The 15,837-nt window shown below is 69.2% G+C and carries 15 protein-coding genes and 1 riboswitch; of the genes, 7 read left to right on the forward strand and 8 right to left on the reverse strand.

The window, feature by feature from the left end:
* Positions 1 to 1,206: PPE family protein (locus A9X05_RS27745; protein ID WP_156737050.1), on the reverse strand; the 1,206-nt coding region annotated here is incomplete at its 3' end.
* Positions 1,207 to 1,373: 167 nt separating this feature from the next.
* Positions 1,374 to 1,556, reverse strand: a riboswitch (cobalamin riboswitch).
* A gap of 41 nt (positions 1,557 to 1,597) precedes the next feature.
* Positions 1,598 to 3,175, reverse strand: a complete 1,578-nt coding sequence (locus A9X05_RS27750) for a CdaR family transcriptional regulator (protein ID WP_067755751.1) — start codon at positions 3,173 to 3,175, stop codon at positions 1,598 to 1,600.
* Between the two features lie 81 nt (positions 3,176 to 3,256).
* On the opposite strand from A9X05_RS27750, the gene pruA reads away from it, so the two are divergent.
* The 3 genes from pruA to A9X05_RS27765 all read left to right on the forward strand — a co-directional run bounded on the left by pruA (position 3,257) and on the right by A9X05_RS27765 (position 6,708).
* On the forward strand, positions 3,257 to 4,888 hold the full coding sequence (pruA, locus tag A9X05_RS27755; protein WP_067755748.1) for an L-glutamate gamma-semialdehyde dehydrogenase: 1,632 nt from the start codon (positions 3,257 to 3,259) through the stop codon (positions 4,886 to 4,888).
* Positions 4,888 to 5,850, forward strand: a complete 963-nt coding sequence (locus A9X05_RS27760; protein WP_067755745.1) for a proline dehydrogenase family protein — start codon at positions 4,888 to 4,890, stop codon at positions 5,848 to 5,850. Before pruA ends, A9X05_RS27760 begins: the two co-directional genes overlap by 1 nt.
* A 111-nt stretch (positions 5,851 to 5,961) precedes the next feature.
* On the forward strand, positions 5,962 to 6,708 hold the full coding sequence (locus A9X05_RS27765; RefSeq protein ID WP_067755742.1) for an MBL fold metallo-hydrolase: 747 nt from the start codon (positions 5,962 to 5,964) through the stop codon (positions 6,706 to 6,708).
* Between the two features lie 66 nt (positions 6,709 to 6,774).
* Here A9X05_RS27765 and A9X05_RS27770 read toward each other — a convergent pair whose 3' ends face one another.
* The 6 genes from A9X05_RS27770 to A9X05_RS27790 are packed head-to-tail and all read right to left on the reverse strand — an operon-like array spanning position 6,775 to position 10,102.
* Positions 6,775 to 7,383: a TetR/AcrR family transcriptional regulator gene (locus A9X05_RS27770; RefSeq protein WP_067755739.1), complete on the reverse strand. Its 609-nt coding sequence runs from the start codon at positions 7,381 to 7,383 to the stop codon at positions 6,775 to 6,777.
* A gap of 8 nt (positions 7,384 to 7,391) precedes the next feature.
* On the reverse strand, positions 7,392 to 8,561 hold the full coding sequence (locus tag A9X05_RS27775) for a lipid-transfer protein (RefSeq protein WP_067755736.1): 1,170 nt from the start codon (positions 8,559 to 8,561) through the stop codon (positions 7,392 to 7,394).
* Positions 8,558 to 9,013, reverse strand: coding sequence for a MaoC family dehydratase (locus A9X05_RS27780; RefSeq protein WP_067755733.1), 456 nt, complete (start codon positions 9,011 to 9,013; stop codon positions 8,558 to 8,560). The genes A9X05_RS27775 and A9X05_RS27780 overlap by 4 nt, the downstream gene beginning before the upstream one ends.
* Positions 9,010 to 9,138, reverse strand: coding sequence for a hypothetical protein (locus tag A9X05_RS32565; RefSeq protein ID WP_255369330.1), 129 nt, complete (start codon positions 9,136 to 9,138; stop codon positions 9,010 to 9,012). The genes A9X05_RS27780 and A9X05_RS32565 overlap by 4 nt, the downstream gene beginning before the upstream one ends.
* 8 nt (positions 9,139 to 9,146) lie before the next feature.
* Complete coding sequence (locus A9X05_RS27785; protein WP_067755730.1) at positions 9,147 to 9,557, reverse strand: Zn-ribbon domain-containing OB-fold protein; 411 nt, start codon at positions 9,555 to 9,557, stop codon at positions 9,147 to 9,149.
* Entirely contained in the window at positions 9,557 to 10,102 is a 546-nt protein-coding gene (locus tag A9X05_RS27790) for a MaoC family dehydratase N-terminal domain-containing protein (protein WP_067785458.1), read from the reverse strand. Before A9X05_RS27790 ends, A9X05_RS27785 begins: the two co-directional genes overlap by 1 nt.
* Positions 10,103 to 10,462: 360 nt before the next feature.
* Between A9X05_RS27790 and A9X05_RS27795 the strand changes: the two genes are divergently transcribed.
* From A9X05_RS27795 to A9X05_RS27810, 4 genes are all read left to right on the forward strand, one after another.
* Positions 10,463 to 11,932, forward strand: coding sequence for an aldehyde dehydrogenase family protein (locus A9X05_RS27795; RefSeq protein WP_067785488.1), 1,470 nt, complete (start codon positions 10,463 to 10,465; stop codon positions 11,930 to 11,932).
* A 158-nt stretch (positions 11,933 to 12,090) separates the two neighbouring features.
* Positions 12,091 to 12,999, forward strand: a complete 909-nt coding sequence (locus A9X05_RS27800; protein WP_067760957.1) for an alpha/beta fold hydrolase — start codon at positions 12,091 to 12,093, stop codon at positions 12,997 to 12,999.
* A 29-nt stretch (positions 13,000 to 13,028) separates the two neighbouring features.
* Positions 13,029 to 14,450, forward strand: a complete 1,422-nt coding sequence (locus A9X05_RS27805; RefSeq protein ID WP_067785461.1) for an acyl-CoA synthetase — start codon at positions 13,029 to 13,031, stop codon at positions 14,448 to 14,450.
* Between the two features lie 85 nt (positions 14,451 to 14,535).
* Positions 14,536 to 15,831, forward strand: coding sequence for an MFS transporter (locus tag A9X05_RS27810; RefSeq protein WP_067785464.1), 1,296 nt, complete (start codon positions 14,536 to 14,538; stop codon positions 15,829 to 15,831).
* The last annotated feature ends 6 nt before the right edge of the window (positions 15,832 to 15,837 follow it).

The following is a 15,837-nucleotide window of genomic DNA, read 5'->3' on the forward strand; positions in this document are numbered from 1 at the left end:
GGCGCGGTCGGGTCTCGTCGAGGTCCCCGTGGCGGCCGAGGCCCCGAACCAGGTTTCGCGTGCCAGCGCCGCCGGGACGAACGACGGGGTGGGTAGGACCGGAGGCACCGGGATGGCATGCAGCCCAGCCAAACCCGTCAGGCCGGCGAGACCACCGGCCAGGGCGGGAACCACCAACGGAATCACCGACGCGGTCAGCAGCGGCACGATGACCGGGATCAGCACGATCATCTGCTCGAGCAACGTCTTGATCAGCGCGATGGTGTCGGTGATGATCGTGCCGATGGCTTCGATGGCGGTGAACAACAAGGTCCAGGCGATGGTCGCGGGATTGCCCGAAGCGAACGCCGCGGCGAGGTCGGCCGCGATGAACGAGAAGGTCTGCGCCAGATAGGCGAAGTACGAGCCGAAATCCATCGGATAGCCGAGGGCGAACGCGATGTTGAACGGGTTGAGGAAGCTCAGCGGATTGCCGAGGACGGGCAGCCACGGGTCGAACCCCGAGAACAGCGTTTTGAAGAACGGGTTGTTCATCAGCAGATCGATGAACGGCTGGATGAACCTGTTGTAGAAGTCGATGAAGCCGATCCGCTCCAGCCAGTCGAGCACCTCGTTCTGCCGGTCGGGTGGCAGCGGCGACACGGAGGAAGCGGCCGCCGGCGTGTCGGCGGCCATGACTTGGGGGGCCGGCGTCGTTTCCGGGGCGGCGGCTACCGCAGCGGCGGCGGTGCCCTCGTAGACGCTCATCACGGTGGCGGCCTGTGTCCACATCCGGGCGTAGTCGGCCTCATTGAGCGCGATCGGGACGGTGTTCAGGCCGAAGAAATTCGTCGCCACCAGCACGGCGTGGGTGGCATGGTTGGCGGCCAGCTCGGGCAGGCTCGGCATGGCGGCCAGCGCCGCGCAATAGGCGGCGGCCACCGCTTGGTGCTGGGCGGCCATGGCCGCGCCGTCGGCGCCGGCGCGCGCCAGCCACGCGAGATACGGCGTGTGCGCGGCCAGGTAGGCATCCGCGGTCGGCCCGTCCCAAGCCCCGGCCTGCACCGCGCCCAGTAGCGCGGTCAGCTCGGCGGCGGCCTGGCCGTACTCGGCGCTCAGCGAGCTCCAGGTCGCCGCGGCGGCCAGCAGCGGGCCCGGCCCGGGTCCGCCGCTGAGTAGCGCGGAGTGCACCTCGGGAGGGGAGGCCATCCAGATCGGGGCGGTCATCGGCCGCCGCCTTGGGGAGTGGTCAAAGCCGTTGCCGCGCAGATCATGCGGGCGGGTCGGGTGTGAGCGTGGCGCTGGGGCGCCGAATCGGTGGTGGCGTCGACGGCCACCCATGCCTGGAGACGGGACATGGTGAGTGACAGCTCTCTCGGGGTGCACCGCCCCGGGTCGCAGGACGCGATGACGCGAGTGTCCTGGCTCTCGGATCGCCGCTCGCCTCGCCTTCCAGCTTTTCAGCCGTGGCTCTTGAGGGTCGCTCCCCGATGACAGTGGCGGGACCGCGCCGGATTCGCACCGGCTTCCTGCATCGTCATCACCTTACGGGTGACATTGTCGCATGGGTCGCGACCGCAGGTTGGCAAACCCCGGCAAAGTCCTCGGCGAAACCACGTCAGCCGCCTTCGGCTACTCGCAGTGCCAGCGAAAACAGCAGCCGCGCCTCGGGATCGGCCAGCGATGTGTCCAACAACTTCTCGATACGCCGGATGCGATAGCGAACCGTGTTGGGGTGCACCCGCAACTCCCGCGCGGCGGACGCGATATCGCCGAAACCGTCCAGATACACGCGCAGCGTCTCGGCCAGGACGGGATCGTCGGCCCGCAGGCCGACGATCCGCGGGTCGGTCAGGCGCCGCTCGCGACCGATCAGGGTGACGATCTCGTCGAGCAGGACGGTGGTGCGCGCCTCGGCCAGCGACGTCACCTGCGGAATCGAAATAGGATGGCGCGCAGCGCTGTCCAGCACGCGGTCCAGCTCGGCGCGCGCGCCGGCGATTCCGGCGAGGCCGGCGACCGGTGCGGCGATGGCGGCCCGCAGCTGCACCCCGAGCTCCGTGCGCATTGCCGCGACGGTGCCGCGCACCCACGAGGACACGGCGCGGGCCTGTGTCTGGGGCAGCAGGACGTAGATGCGCGACCCGCGAGAGGCCACCTGGGCGTCCTGGCGAAAAGCGCTGGCGCTCAGCGCCATCACGTCGGCGAGCCGGACCTGCCGCGGTATGTCGTCCCCGGCGTCCCAGCCGATCAGCGCCGCGGTGTCGTCGGCGGCGAGGCCGAGTTCGCGGGCGACCGCATCCACGTCGGGTTCGCCGTCGACCAGGCCCAACAGCTGCTGCACCCGCCGCGCGTGGGTGGACGGCCGGGCGGCCAACCGCGCCATGATGCGCGCGGCCAGCACCGCCGCGCCCCGCAAGATCTCCTCGGCGTCGTCGGCCAGGGGTTGGCTGCCCTGCTGCACCCAGATGGTGCCGGCGAACTCCGGCGGCCGCCGCGCGTCGGGTTGGTAGATCCCGACGGCAAGCCGGGGGCGCAGACCCAACTCCGGGCGCTCGGCCACTCGGACCACCCCGTCGCCGGCTCGCAGCGCGTCGAAAATGCCCCACTGGCCGATCCATTCGAGATGCTCGGGCGGCCCCGCCCTGCCCAGGATGGACAGCCGGCGCAGCTCGTCGGCTTCGTCGTTGGAGGCCGAATACGCCAACACGTGCGACTGGGCATTCTCGATGCTGACCATGCCGTGGATGCGGTCGGCCAGCGACTGCGCCAAGCCGAACAGGTCGGTGCCCGAGTCCTCCGCCGCGTCCGCGCGGTCGCCGTGGTGCGCCAGCACGTGATTGACCAACTGATAGAGCCGCTCCCAGCGCGCCCGCGGCTCGACGGCCACCACCGCCGCCCCCGCCCCGACCGCCGCGCTCACCAACGCGGTCGACGGCTCCTTCGCGAAGATCGCCGCCGGAACGCGCTCGCGCGCCTGCTTGGCGATCCACCGCAGCGCCTCGTCGTCGGCGACCCCCAGCAGGAAGAACACGTCGGCCGAGCCCGCGGCCGCCGCCAACCCCAGCCGCACGTCGTCGCTGTCGATCAGCGCCGCCGAGCCGACCGCAAGGTCCAAGCCCCGCGGCGCCTCCACCAGGCTGACCAGGGTCGCGTCCAGCGCCAGCAGCAGCTGCCCCAGACCCACACCCGCCATTGTCCGATCGTACTACCGCAACGGCACTATCTTGTCCGATCGGCTAACTCGGGGAGTCGGCACGGCGAGGATCCTGGCAACATGGACGCGATCACCGAGGTGCCGTTGCCGGCCAACGAGCCGGTCCATGACTATGCGCCGAACTCGCCCGAACGCGGCCGGTTGCGCGGCGAATTGGCCGCGCTCGCCGACCAGCCCATCGACCTCCCGCACGTCATCGGCGGCAGACACCGGATGGGCGACGGTGACCGCGTCGACGTCGTTGCGCCACATCGTCATTCCGCCAGGTTGGGCACCCTGACGAACGCCGGCCACGCCGAGGCGGTAGCGGCGATCGACGCCGCCACCGCCGCCAAGCACACTTGGGCGGCAATGCCTTTCGACGAGCGCGCGGCCGTGTTCTTGCGGGCCGCCGATCTGCTGGCCGGGCCGTGGCGGGAGAAGATCGCCGCGGCGACGATGCTCGGCCAGTCGAAATCCGCCTACCAGGCCGAAATCGACTCGCCCTGCGAGCAGATCGACTTCTGGCGCTTCAACGTGGCCTTCGCGCGCCGGATCCTGGCGCAGCAGCCGATCAGCGGACCCGGGGAATGGAACCGCAGCGACTATCGCCCGCTGGACGGCTTCGTCTATGCCATCACGCCGTTCAATTTCACCTCGATCGCCGGCAACCTGCCGACCGCGCCGGCGCTGATGGGCAACACGGTGGTGTGGAAGCCGTCGATCACCCAGACGCTGTCGGCCTATCTGACCATGCGGCTGCTCGAGGCGGCCGGGTTGCCGCCCGGCGTGATCAACCTCGTCGCCGGTGACGGCTTCGCGGTCTCCGAGGTCGCGCTGGCCGACCCGCGGCTGGCCGGCATCCACTTCACCGGTTCGACGGCCACCTTCCAGCACCTGTGGCAGCAAGTGGGCGCCAACATCGGCCGCTACCACAGCTATCCGCGACTGGTGGGCGAGACCGGCGGCAAGGATTTCGTGGTGGCGCACCCCTCGGCGCGGCCGGATGTGTTGCGCACCGCGCTGATTCGCGGTGCGTTCGACTACCAGGGGCAGAAATGCTCGGCGGCGTCGCGGGCGTTCGTCCCGCATTCGGTCTGGCGGCGGATGGGCGACGAATTCCTGGGCGAGTCGGCCGCGCTGCGCTACGGCGACATCACCGACCTGACCAACTACGGCGGCGCACTGATCGACCGGCGGGCGTTCAGCAAGAACGTCGACGCCATCGAGCGGGCGAAGAGCGCCGCCCACGTCACCATCGCGGTGGGCGGCGAATACGACGACAGCGTCGGCTATTTCGTGCGCCCCACGGTGCTGCTCTCCGACGACCCCACCGACGAGTCGTTCGCCACCGAGTACTTCGGTCCGCTGCTGTCGCTGCACGTATACCCCGACGACGACTACGAACGAATCCTCGATGTCATCGACACCGGCTCGCGGTACGCGCTGACCGGTGCGGTCATCGCCGACGACCGCGACGCCGTGCTGACCGCGCAGGAGCGCCTGCGCTTCGCCGCCGGAAACTTCTACGTCAACGACAAGCCCACGGGCGCGGTCGTCGGGCGCCAGCCGTTCGGCGGCTCGCGCGGTTCGGGCACCAACGACAAGGCCGGGTCGGTGCTGAACCTGCTGCGGTGGACCTCGGCCCGCACCCTCAAGGAGACGTTCGTCCCGGCGACCCAGCACACGTATCCGCACATGGCGGCCGACTGATGCCGGGGCTGTTCGCCAGCACGCTGCGGCCGGCGATCATGGCCGCCAGCCGGCGATCGGGATTGCGGCGCGCCGCCGAAGGGCTGCCGGTGACCCGCCGCGTGGTGCATCGCTTCGTGCCCGGCGAGACGATCGGGAGCGCACTGGACAGCGTTGCGGCGCTTCGCGCTTCGGGCCGCTTGGTCAGCATCGACTATCTGGGTGAAGACGTCACCGACGCGGCCGACGCCGACGCGGCGGTGCGGGTCTACCTCGATCTGATCGACCACCTGGCCCGGTTACACGACGGCGGACCCGTTCGGCCGCTCGAGGTGTCGCTGAAGTTGTCGGCGCTGGGGCAGGCGCTGGGGCGCGACGGTGAGAAGGTCGCCCGGGAGAACGCCTACGCGATTTGCGAGGCGGCGCGGCGGGCCGGCGTGTGGGTCACGGTGGACGCCGAAGACCACACCACGACGGATTCGACGCTGTCGATCGTGCGCGATCTGCGGCTCGACTTTCCCTGGCTGGGCCTGGCTTTGCAGGCCTACCTGCGGCGCACCCTCGCCGACTGTGCCGAATTTGCGGCGACGGGAGCCCGGATTCGGTTGTGCAAGGGCGCCTACGACGAACCGGCGGCGGTCGCCCATCGCGACTCCGCCGCCGTGATGGAGGCCTACCTGCGCTGCCTGCGGGTGTTGATGGCCGGCTCGGGCTACCCGATGGTGGCCAGCCACGACCCGGCCATCATCGAGGCGGTGCCCGCGCTGGCGCGCGAAGCGGGCCGCTCCGCAGCCGATTTCGAGCATCAGATGCTGTACGGCATCCGTGATCTCGAGCAGCGCCGCCTTTCGGAAGCGGGAAACCAGGTCCGCGTGTACGTGCCGTTCGGCACCCAGTGGTACGGCTACTTCATGCGCCGGCTGGCCGAGCGGCCCGCCAACCTGACGTTCTTTCTGCGGGCTCTGGCGCAGCGCGGGCACTGAGTGCGCGTCGAGGGTTTCGACCGTGTCGGCCGGGTGACGACACGCCGACGGTCGCCGCCCTGACCGCACGGTAAAAGCCCGCAGCGCACCAACGGGCGTAGCCTTTCGGCCATGAGCCTGGTCATCGAGGAGATGCCCGATCTCGGTATCACCCGGGTCTCGCGCTGGGTCTTCAACTGCTACGTCCTGCACGGCGGCGACGGCGCGGTGGTGGTCGACGCCGGATTGCCCCGGGTCGCCGGCGATCTGGCGGGGATGCTGAACCGGCTCGGCGGCACGGTGCACGCCGTGGTGGCGACGCATGGACACAGCGACCACGTCGCCGGCGCCGCCGAACTGGCCGCCCGCTATCCCGCCCCCATCTGGTTGCCCGCCCGCACGCTTACCTATCTCGACGGGGCGAAGCCGCGCACGCCGACTCTCGGCCGGGCCGCGAGCATCTGGCCCACCCTGATCGATCAGCCGCTCGATCGCGTCGGCTTCAGCGGGTTCCTGGGCGGCGCCCGGCTGGCGGGGTACGGCACCCCGGCCGGCATGCGCTGGACGGGAGCATCGCCCCGCGGCGGACTGACCGACGGCCAGTCGCTGCCCGGCGCGCCAGAGTGGACCGTCATCAACGCGGGCGGTCACACCGACGACAGCATCGCGCTGTGGAACCCGACGACGCGCACGCTGCTCTCGGGTGACGCTGTGCTGACCGTGCGCGGCAAGGTTTGGCACACGCCGGAAATCGTCGACGCGGTCAGCGCCGCCGCCACGCGAAAGCGCTTGGAAGAGTTGCCGGTTGCGCATCTCTTGCCCGGCCATGGGCGACCGGTTCATGCCGCGGAAACCGTGTGGCCGCAACAGCGTCGTTGATGTCGCCAGGGTGGCGAAACGCCGACAGTCACCGCCCCGGACGCACAGCTCAAAGCTGGGGAGCCGCTAGCCGCGGCGCGGCCGCGGCCGGTCGCCCGCGAAGCCACGCACCACGTGCGCGCGCACGAACTCGGCCGCCACCTCGGGATCGTCCATGTCGCGCATCGAGGACGGCGTGCTGAAGAGCGAGAAGAGGATGCGCGCAAACCATTCCGCGGCGGCCTCGACGTCGAGGTCCTTGCGCACCTCGCCGGTGAGCCGCGCGGCCGACAGGTAGGGCGCGAAGAAGTCGACGCACTCACGCAGCAGCACGGCCGCGTCCTTGGTCAGCAACAGGCTGACCGCGTCCTCGTCGAAGTACTTCTCGGACGCGATGGACCGCCGCGCCTGGGTTACGAAAACCGCTGCCTGGCTGAGCTTTTCCTCGAGTGAACCGCCCCGGTCCATGGCCTTTGACATCTCCCGATAGAACCGCTCGGAGGCGTGTTCGGCGCACGCCTCGATGATCGCGGCCTTGTCGCTGAAGTACTCGTAGATGGTGCTGCGGGAAACGCCTGCCGTCCTGGCGATGTCTACTATCGTCGCCTTCTGCAGTCCCTGTTTGCCGAAACAGGCGTACGCGGATTCCACGATCAGCTCGCGGGTTTCGATGGCCTGTGCCGCTTCCGTCATCACGACATCCTCTAATCCGAGGGCGCGAGGATCAAACCGCTGGTGGGCACCCCGGTGCCCGACGTGACCAGGACGTGCTCGACGTTGTCGACCTGGTTGTAGGACGTGCCGCGCACCTGGCGCACCCCCTCGGTGATGCCGTTCATGCCGTGGATGTAGGCCTCGCCGAGCAGTCCGCCGTTGGTGTTGATCGGGAACTCTCCGCCCAGCGAGAGCCGCTCGACGGTGGCGAAGTCCTTCGCCTCGCCGCGCCCGCAGAATCCGAGTTCCTCCAGCTGGGTGAACACGAACGGCGTGAAATGGTCGTAGATGAAGGCGGTTTGGATGTCCTGCGGCTTGAGGCCCGAGTCGCGCCACAGCCGCTGGGCGACCACACCCATTTCGGGCAGGCCGGTGATGTCGTCGCGGTAGTAACTGGTCATCATCTCGCCGTTGGCGGCCGCCCCCTGGGCGGCCGCGGTGATGATTGCCGGCGGCTGCCGGAGGTCGCGCGCGCGTTCGGCGCTGGTGACCACGAGCGCGACCCCGCCGTCGCTCTCCTGGCAGCAATCCAGCAGCCGCAGCACGGGTTCGACGATCCAACGCGAATTCTGGTGGTCTTCCAGTGTGATCGGGCGCTGGTAGAACCAGGCGTCGGGATTGCGGGCCGCGTGTGTGCGGTCCACGACCGCGATGCGGCCGAAGAGCTCGTTCGTGACGCCGTAGGTCGACATGTAACGCTGGGCGTGCATCGCGACCCACGCGGCGGGGGTGAGCAAGCCAAAGGGCGCGTAATGCGCCATGAACAAAGGGGTTCCGAGGTCGGTGCGCCCGCTGCCGCCGAACCGCATGCCGGAGCGTTCGTTGAAGGCGCGCCAGCACACCACCACGTCGGCGACGCCCGTCGCGACGGCCATCGCGGCGTGCACGACGGTACCGGCCGCGGCCCCGCCGCCGTGGTGCACGCGGGAGAAGAAGCTCAGGTCACCGATGCCGACGTTGCGCGCGATCTCGATCTCATCGCTGGAATCCATGGTGAAGGTGACCATGCCGTCGACGTCGCTGGGTGCCAGTCCGGCGTCGTCGAGTGCGGCGCTCACCGCCTCGCAAGCCAATTGCAGTTCGCTGCGGCCGGACTCCTTGGAGAATTCGGTCTGGCCGATCCCGACGATGGCGGCGGCGCCCGGCAGCGAGCCGCTCATGCGCCCGCCTCGTCGAGCAGGCTGAGGACCGCGGTGCCCGAGACGTGGTCACCCAGGCTGTTCGAACCCTTGAACGTCACCTCGACGAAGTTCTCACCACCGGTGCCCTCGGTCTTCCCGGTGACACTGCCGGTGAAGCGCAGCGGGTCGTCCGGAAAGCACGGCACGCCAAGGCGTATCGACAGCTTCTTGACCATCGTTTCGGGTCCGGCCCAGTCGGTGAGGAACCGGACGCAGTAGCCGTTGGTGGTCAGGATGTTCATGAACAGGTTGGGCGAACCCTGCTTGTTGGCGTAGTCGCGGTCGTGGTGCACGGGCATGAAGTCGCGGGTCGCGATCGCCCCGGCGACGATCATCGTTGTGGTGATCGGGACTTCGAGCGGGGTGACCTCGTCGCCGATGGAGATGTCCGCCCAGCGCAGGGTGGTGGTGCGGCTCGCGGTGGTCGTCATGAAAGTCCTTCCGAATACGTCGCGCCGATGCCGCCGTGGACGTGCCGAGCGGTCGCGGCGACGCGCGCGCCGGCCTCCGCGGCCCAGGATTCGGTCTCAGGCTCTTCGGTGAAGGTGAAGTCCATGCCCCCGCCTACCCAACCGGCCGGAACTGGTGCAGCACCAAGTCTTCGGAGCCAGGACCGTCGAAACTTTGGTAACACACCTCGACCGGCATCCCCGTTCTCACGTCGGCCGGGTCGATGCCGGTCAGGTTGGATACCAGCCGCACGCCCTCTTCGAGTTCCACCAGCACGACGACGTAGGGATAGTCGAAGAACGGGAACTTCGGTTCGTGCGGCATCACGTAGCTGTAGACGGTGCCGCGCCCCGACGACTCGACGGTGTCCCAGTCCAGGGAACGGCAGTGGGGGCACATCGGGCGGGGCGGGTGGCGCAGCTGTCCGCATCCGCCGCAGCGCTGGATCAGCAGCTTGTTGTCCCGCAACCCGTTCCAGAAGAACTCGGTGTCCTTGGTGATGGCCGGCGCAAGTCGGGTCGCCATCAGCGCTCCGGCCTGAATCGCAGCACCCGGAATCGCTGCCTTCCCAGAACTTCTCCGTTCTGGTCGGTGTAGGTCGTCAGCCAGGTCAAAAAGAAGCCGGTGCCCAGCGCCGTCTTCTTCTCCTCGGAGACCGATTCGTACACCGTCGTCGCGCTGATGATGTCGCCCAGGCGCGGGTAACGCTCGATCTCGAACTCCGAGTTGGTCGCCACGGTGCTGGTGTAACCGGCCTCGTCCAGGAACGCCGTTGGGTTGCCTTTGATTTCGACGGGAGCGCCACCGCGCTCGCCGATGCCCTCCAGGAGCGGTGACGGCATGGTCCAGGTCTGCAGCATCACCGGCGGCGACACGATGCCTCCGAACCGCGATCTCTCGGCGAACTCCGGGTCGAGGTAGACGGGATTCATGTCGGCCATCGCGTACGCCCAGTGCCGGATCATCGGCTGGTTGACCGGATCTGGGGCCAGCGAGGGCTTTCCGGTGCCGCCGGTCGGTTGACCGACCAGGGCCTTGACCTTGGCGCTGACGGTGTCTGAGTCGGTCACTTGTGGCTGTCCTCCTAGTTTTCCTTTGGCGCGAAGGCCACGAGAACGAAAGTTCAGATGACGTCATCCAAGTAGACCGGCGCCCGTCGCGGCTCCCGCGACACCTGGGAAGGATTGCGCGTCGGGAAGGGAAGGAATCGCGGTGGAAAAGCGGTCCGCACGGCGGCCTCCCGGAATAACCATTCCGACACATTGGGGTGATGTGTCTTGCGGCCTTGTGTTTACCCCGGCGCGCCGTCCCTGTCAACACCGATACGAAGCGCGAAAACGGTGTGCAATTCGCGTGGTTGATGATTGACCGCACGGGAGCGCGGGTGTACACCAAGTGGTTAGATGACCGACGTTCGGGTGAGGAAGCGCATGACCGAGCTACAGACTCAGCGATCCCTTGTCGACACCTATCAGCTCTACATCGACGGCAGATGGGTCGAGCCGGAGGGCGGCCGCTACGACGACATCAACCCGGCCACCGAACAACCCGTCGGCACCGCCCCCGACGCGAGCGTCGCCCAGGTCGGCGCGGCCATCGGCGCAGCCCGCCGGGCCTTCGACGACGGGCCCTGGGGCACAAGGGATCCGGATCAGCGGGCCGGCTGCCTGAACCAGCTGGGTGAGGCCCTGCTCAAGCACGCCGACGAGATCTTCGCGCTGTCCCAGGTCGAATGGGGCTGCGTCACAAACGAGCGGATGATGCAGATCGACGGCGCCGGCTACATGTCCATGCATGCCGCCCAGCTCGCCACCAAGCTGATCGACCAGCCGGTCACCGGGATCGGCGCCGGAACGACGTTGCTGCGCCACGAGCCGCTCGGCGTCGTCTCGATCCTGACGCCGTGGAACTTCCCGCACTGCCTCAACGTCATGAAGGTGAACAACGCGCTGGCCGCGGGCAACACCGTCGTGCTCAAACCCTCACCGCTGACGCCGCTGGCCGGGCTCGCGCTCGCGCGCATCATCGACGAGGAGACCGACATCCCGCCCGGCGTGGTCAATGTCGTCACGCCGTCGGGCCTCGAGGCCGCCAAGCTGCTCACGACGGATCCGCGCATCGACATGATCAGCTTCACCGGCAGTTCCGCCGTTGGTTGCGAAGTCATGCGGTCGGCGGGCGACGCCATGAAGCGGCTGTTGCTGGAGTGCGGCGGGAAGTCGGCCAGCATCATCCTCGACGACACGCAGGTGACCGACGACATGCTGCGGCAGATGCTGTTCGACTGCTGCTCGTTGCATGCCGGGCAGGCCTGCATCCTGCACAGCCGGCTGCTGCTTCCCGATTCGCTGCACGACGACGTCGTCGATCGGCTCGTCGCGCTGGCCCGCGACGTCAAGGTAGGCGACCCCACCGACCCGACGGTGCAAATGGGCCCGCTGATCAGCGCGGCGCAACGCGACCGGGTGCAGGCGCACGTCGACGGCGCGGTCCGCGACGGCGCGACGCTGGCCACCGGCGGCGGTCGCCCGGTCGGCCTGGACGTCGGCTACTACTTCGAACCGACGATTCTCACCGGCGTGCAACCGGATTCGACGATCGCGCAGGAGGAAGTGTTCGGCCCCGTGCTCTCGGTGCTGCGCTACCGCGATGACGACGACGCCGTCGCGATCGCGAACAACTCGTGCTACGGGCTGTCCGGCGCCGTATGGGGCGCCGACGTCGACCGGGCTGTGGCGATCGCCCGGCGCATGCGCACGGGCCAGGTCGCGGTGAACGGCATCGGGCCGGGCGACGCGCCGTTCGGCGGCTTCAAACTGAGCGGGTTCGGCCGGGAGAGCGGCGGGATCAGCGGCTTGCATCAGTACATGGAGGTGAAGGCCATCGGAGTTCCGGCGTGACGGAGCCGCTCGCGGGGATCCACGTCGTCGCACTCGCCACCGAGGAGGTCGGGCCGGCCTAGGCCTGTCCTTGGCCGAACGGGTCATCGGTGAGCTGCCGCTCAACGCCGGAGCCGTGAGCATTTCGTAAACGGCCCGTCACATGCGAGGCTGCTGGCATGGTCATCGAGATCGCCCGCCCGAAGCTCGAAGGAAACATTGCCGTCGGGGAGGACCGCCAGATCGGCTTCGCCGAATTCGGCGACCCGCAGGGGCGCGCGATGTTCTGGTTCCACGGAACGCCCGGCGCCCGCCGGCAGATCCCGGTAGAGGCGCGCGTCTACGCCGAGAACCATCACATCCGCCTGATCGGCTTGGACCGTCCCGGAACCGGCTCCTCGACGCCCCACCGCTATCCGAATATCCGGGCCTTCGCCGACGACCTGGGCACCATCGCCGACACGCTGGGCATCGACAAGATGGCCGTCATCGGCCTGTCCGGCGGCGGCCCCTACGCGCTGGCGGCCGCCGCCGTGCTCTCCGATCGCGTCGTGGCGGCCGGCATCCTCGGCGGCGTCGCGCCCTTCCTCGGCGACGAGGGCATCACCAGCGGGCTGATGAACCTGGGCAAGCGGATGGCGCCCCTGCTGAAGCTGGGCGGCGATCCCCTGCGGATCGGCGCGAGTCTGGTCATCCGGATGATCCGCCCGGTCGCGAACCCCGGGCTGCTGCTCTACGCCGCGATATCGCCCGAGGGCGACCGGCGCCTGTTGACCCGGCCGGAGTTCGGCGCCATGTTCCTCGACGACCTGCTCAACGGCAGCCGCAAGCAACTGGCGGCCCCGTTCAACGACATCATCCTGTTCACCCAGGACTGGGGATTCCGGCTCGACGAGGTCAAGGTCCCGGTCCGCTGGTGGCACGGCGACAGCGACCACATCGTGCCGTTCGCGCACGGCGAGCACGTGGTGTCCCTGCTGCCCGACTGCGAGCTGATCGTGCTGCCGGGCGAGAGCCACCTCGGCGGCCTGGGCCGCGGCGAGGAGATCCTGTCCACCCTGACCAAGATCTGGGACGAGCAAGGCTGACCCTCCCCGCCGCCGGGTAGCCTGCTGAAGTGCTGCTGGCGTCCCTGAATCCCGCGGCGGTCAACGCCACCGACATCGCCGACGCGGTGCGCATCGACGGCGCCGTGCTGAGCCGCAGCGACCTGGTCGGCGCCGCCACCTCGGTGGCCGAGCGGGTCGCCGGGGCACAGCGGGTCGCGATCCTGGCCACGCCGACCGCGTCGACGGTGCTGGCGGTCACCGGCTGCCTGATCGCCGGCGTGCCGTTCGTCCCGGTGCCCGCCGACGTCGGCGCGTCCGAGCGCCGCCACATGCTCACCGATTCCGGGGTGCGGGCCTGGCTCGGCCCCGTCCCCGACGAGTCGGAGGGGCTGCCGCACATCCCGGTGCGGCTGCACGCCCGGTCCTGGCACCGCTACCCCGAGCCGTCGCCCGACGCCACCGCGATGATCATCTACACCTCCGGGACCACCGGGCTGCCCAAGGGCGTGGTGTTGAGCCGGCGCGCGATCGCCGCCGACCTCGACGCCCTGGCGGAGGCCTGGCAGTGGACACCGGACGACGTGCTGGTGCACGGCCTGCCGTTGTTTCACGTGCACGGGCTGGTACTGGGGTTGCTCGGGTCGCTGCGGATGGGAAACCGCTTCGTGCACACCGGAAAACCGACACCGGCGAATTACGCGCAGGCCTGTTCGGACGTGGGCGGCACGCTGTTTTTCGGGGTGCCCACGGTGTGGTCGCGGGTGGCCGGAGACGAGGCCGCCGCCCGGGCGCTGCGCCCGGCGCGGCTGCTGGTGTCCGGGAGCGCACCGCTGCCGGTGCCGGTGTTCGACCGGCTGGCCGGGCTGACCGGGCATGAGCCGGTCGAACGCTACGGAGCATCCGAATCGCTGATCACGCTGTCCACCCGCGCGGACGGCGAGCGACGCGCCGGCTGGGTGGGTCTGCCGCTCACCGGCGTGCAGACCAGACTGCTCGACGAGAATGACGCCCCGGTGCCGCACGACGGGGAAACCGTTGGGCGCCTTGAGGTTCGGGGCCCAATGATGTTCGACGGCTACCTGAACCGGCCGGAGGCCACCGCCGAGGCGTTCGACGCCGACGGCTGGTACCGCACCGGTGACGTGGCCGTCATCGACGGCGGCGGCATGCACCGCATCGTGGGCCGCGAGTCGGTGGACCTGATCAAGTCCGGCGGCTACCGGATCGGTGCCGGTGAGATCGAAACGGCGCTGCTCGGCCATCCCGGGGTGCGCGAGGCCGCGGTCGTCGGAATGCCGGACCAAGACCTGGGCCAGCGGATCGTCGCGTTCATCGTCGGCGCGGAGGGTCTGGACGCCGACGACCTGATCAACCACGTCGCCCAAGAGCTTTCCGTGCACAAGCGGCCACGCGAGGTGCGCCTGGTGGACGCGCTGCCCCGCAACGCGATGGGCAAGGTACTGAAAAAACAGCTGCTGGCCGACGGCTGACACGCAGCAAGTTGCCAGCTTCAGCGCCGAGCGTGACCGGCAAGCTTCACCTACCGTCGTAACCGTGCACCGGCCCACCACCCCCATGCGGCGGATTGCCGCCGCCTGCCTCGTCGGCTCGGCCATCGAGTTCTACGACTTCCTGATCTACGGGACCGCGGCGGCGCTGGTGTTTCCCACGGTGTTCTTCCCGGCGCTCGGTCCGACGCTGGCCACCGTCGCCGCCATGGCGACGTTCGCAACGGCGTTCCTGTCCCGCCCGCTGGGGGCGGCCGTCTTCGGCTACTTCGGGGACCGGCTCGGCCGCAAGAAGACGCTGGTGGCCACGCTGCTGATCATGGGCGCCTCGACGGTGAGCGTCGGTATGGTCCCCAGCACGGCGTCGATCGGCATCGCGGCGCCGCTGATCCTGATCGTGTTGCGGCTGTTGCAGGGGTTCGCGGTCGGCGGCGAGTGGGCGGGATCGGTCCTGCTGAGCGCCGAGTACGCCCCGACCGGCAAGCGCGGCTGGTACGGCATGTTCACCCTGCTCGGCGGCGGCACCGCCGGAATCCTCGCCAGCCTGACGTTTCTGGCCGTCAACGTCACCATGGGGGAGAACAGCCCGGCGTTCATGGCGTGGGGATGGCGGGTCCCGTTCCTGATCAGCAGCGGGCTGATCGGCATCGCGTTGTACGTGCGGCTGAACATTGAAGAGACTCCGCTCTTCGTCGAGGAGAAGGCCCGCGACCTGATACCCAAGGCGCCGCTCGCGGAGCTGCTGCGGTTACAGCGGCGGGAGATCGTCCTCGTCGCGGGCAGCTTCCTGGGCGGCATGGGCTTCGTCTACCTGGGCAACACCTTCCTCGTCATGTACGCCCACAACCAGCTGGGCTACTCGCGGAGCTTCATCTGGGGCGTCGGCGCGCTGGGCGGGCTCACCAGCATGGTGTTCGTCGCGTTCTCGGCGTGGATCTCCGACCGGGTCGGGCGGCGTCGGGTGATGCTGTGCGGGCTGGTGGCGTGCCTGCCGTGGGCGTTCGCGGTCGTCCCGCTGCTGGACACCCGCAGGCCGGTGTTGTACGTCGTCGCCATCGTCGGCATGTTCGGCGCGGCGGCGGTGGCCAACGGTCCCACGGCGGCGTTCGTGCCCGAACTGTTCGCCACCCGCTACCGCTACAGCGGCGCGGCGGTGGCGATGAACCTGGCCGGCGTCCTCGGGGCGGCCGTGCCGCCGCTGATGGCCGGCACCCTGCTGGCGACCTACGGCAGCTGGGCGATCGGGCTCATGATGGCCACGCTTGTGGTGGCCAGTTTCGCGTCCGTCTATCTGCTGCCCGAAACCAGGGGAACGACGCTGGGCGCCGTCCCCGCCGCGGAGAAGGTCGCCGCGGACGTCTAGCCGCGC

Origin of the sequence: Mycobacterium sp. E3298 (genome assembly GCF_001666895.1) — a bacterium.
Classification (GTDB): Bacteria; Actinomycetota; Actinomycetes; order Mycobacteriales; family Mycobacteriaceae; genus Mycobacterium.

Excerpts from the sequence above, each read along its gene's own strand:
- A9X05_RS27750 (WP_067755751.1), bottom strand. The coding sequence starts at position 3,175 with ATGGCGGGTGTGGGTCTGGGGCAGCTGCTGCTGGCGCTGGACGCGACC.
- pruA (WP_067755748.1), top strand. The coding sequence starts at position 3,257 with ATGGACGCGATCACCGAGGTGCCGTTGCCGGCCAACGAGCCGGTCCAT.
- A9X05_RS27760 (WP_067755745.1), top strand. The coding sequence starts at position 4,888 with ATGCCGGGGCTGTTCGCCAGCACGCTGCGGCCGGCGATCATGGCCGCC.
- A9X05_RS27765 (WP_067755742.1), top strand. The coding sequence starts at position 5,962 with ATGAGCCTGGTCATCGAGGAGATGCCCGATCTCGGTATCACCCGGGTC.
- A9X05_RS27775 (WP_067755736.1), bottom strand. The coding sequence starts at position 8,561 with ATGAGCGGCTCGCTGCCGGGCGCCGCCGCCATCGTCGGGATCGGCCAG.
- A9X05_RS27780 (WP_067755733.1), bottom strand. The coding sequence starts at position 9,013 with ATGACGACCACCGCGAGCCGCACCACCACCCTGCGCTGGGCGGACATC.
- A9X05_RS32565 (WP_255369330.1), bottom strand. The coding sequence starts at position 9,138 with ATGGACTTCACCTTCACCGAAGAGCCTGAGACCGAATCCTGGGCCGCG.
- A9X05_RS27785 (WP_067755730.1), bottom strand. The coding sequence starts at position 9,557 with ATGGCGACCCGACTTGCGCCGGCCATCACCAAGGACACCGAGTTCTTC.
- A9X05_RS27795 (WP_067785488.1), top strand. The coding sequence starts at position 10,463 with ATGACCGAGCTACAGACTCAGCGATCCCTTGTCGACACCTATCAGCTC.
- A9X05_RS27800 (WP_067760957.1), top strand. The coding sequence starts at position 12,091 with ATGGTCATCGAGATCGCCCGCCCGAAGCTCGAAGGAAACATTGCCGTC.
- A9X05_RS27810 (WP_067785464.1), top strand. The coding sequence starts at position 14,536 with ATGCGGCGGATTGCCGCCGCCTGCCTCGTCGGCTCGGCCATCGAGTTC.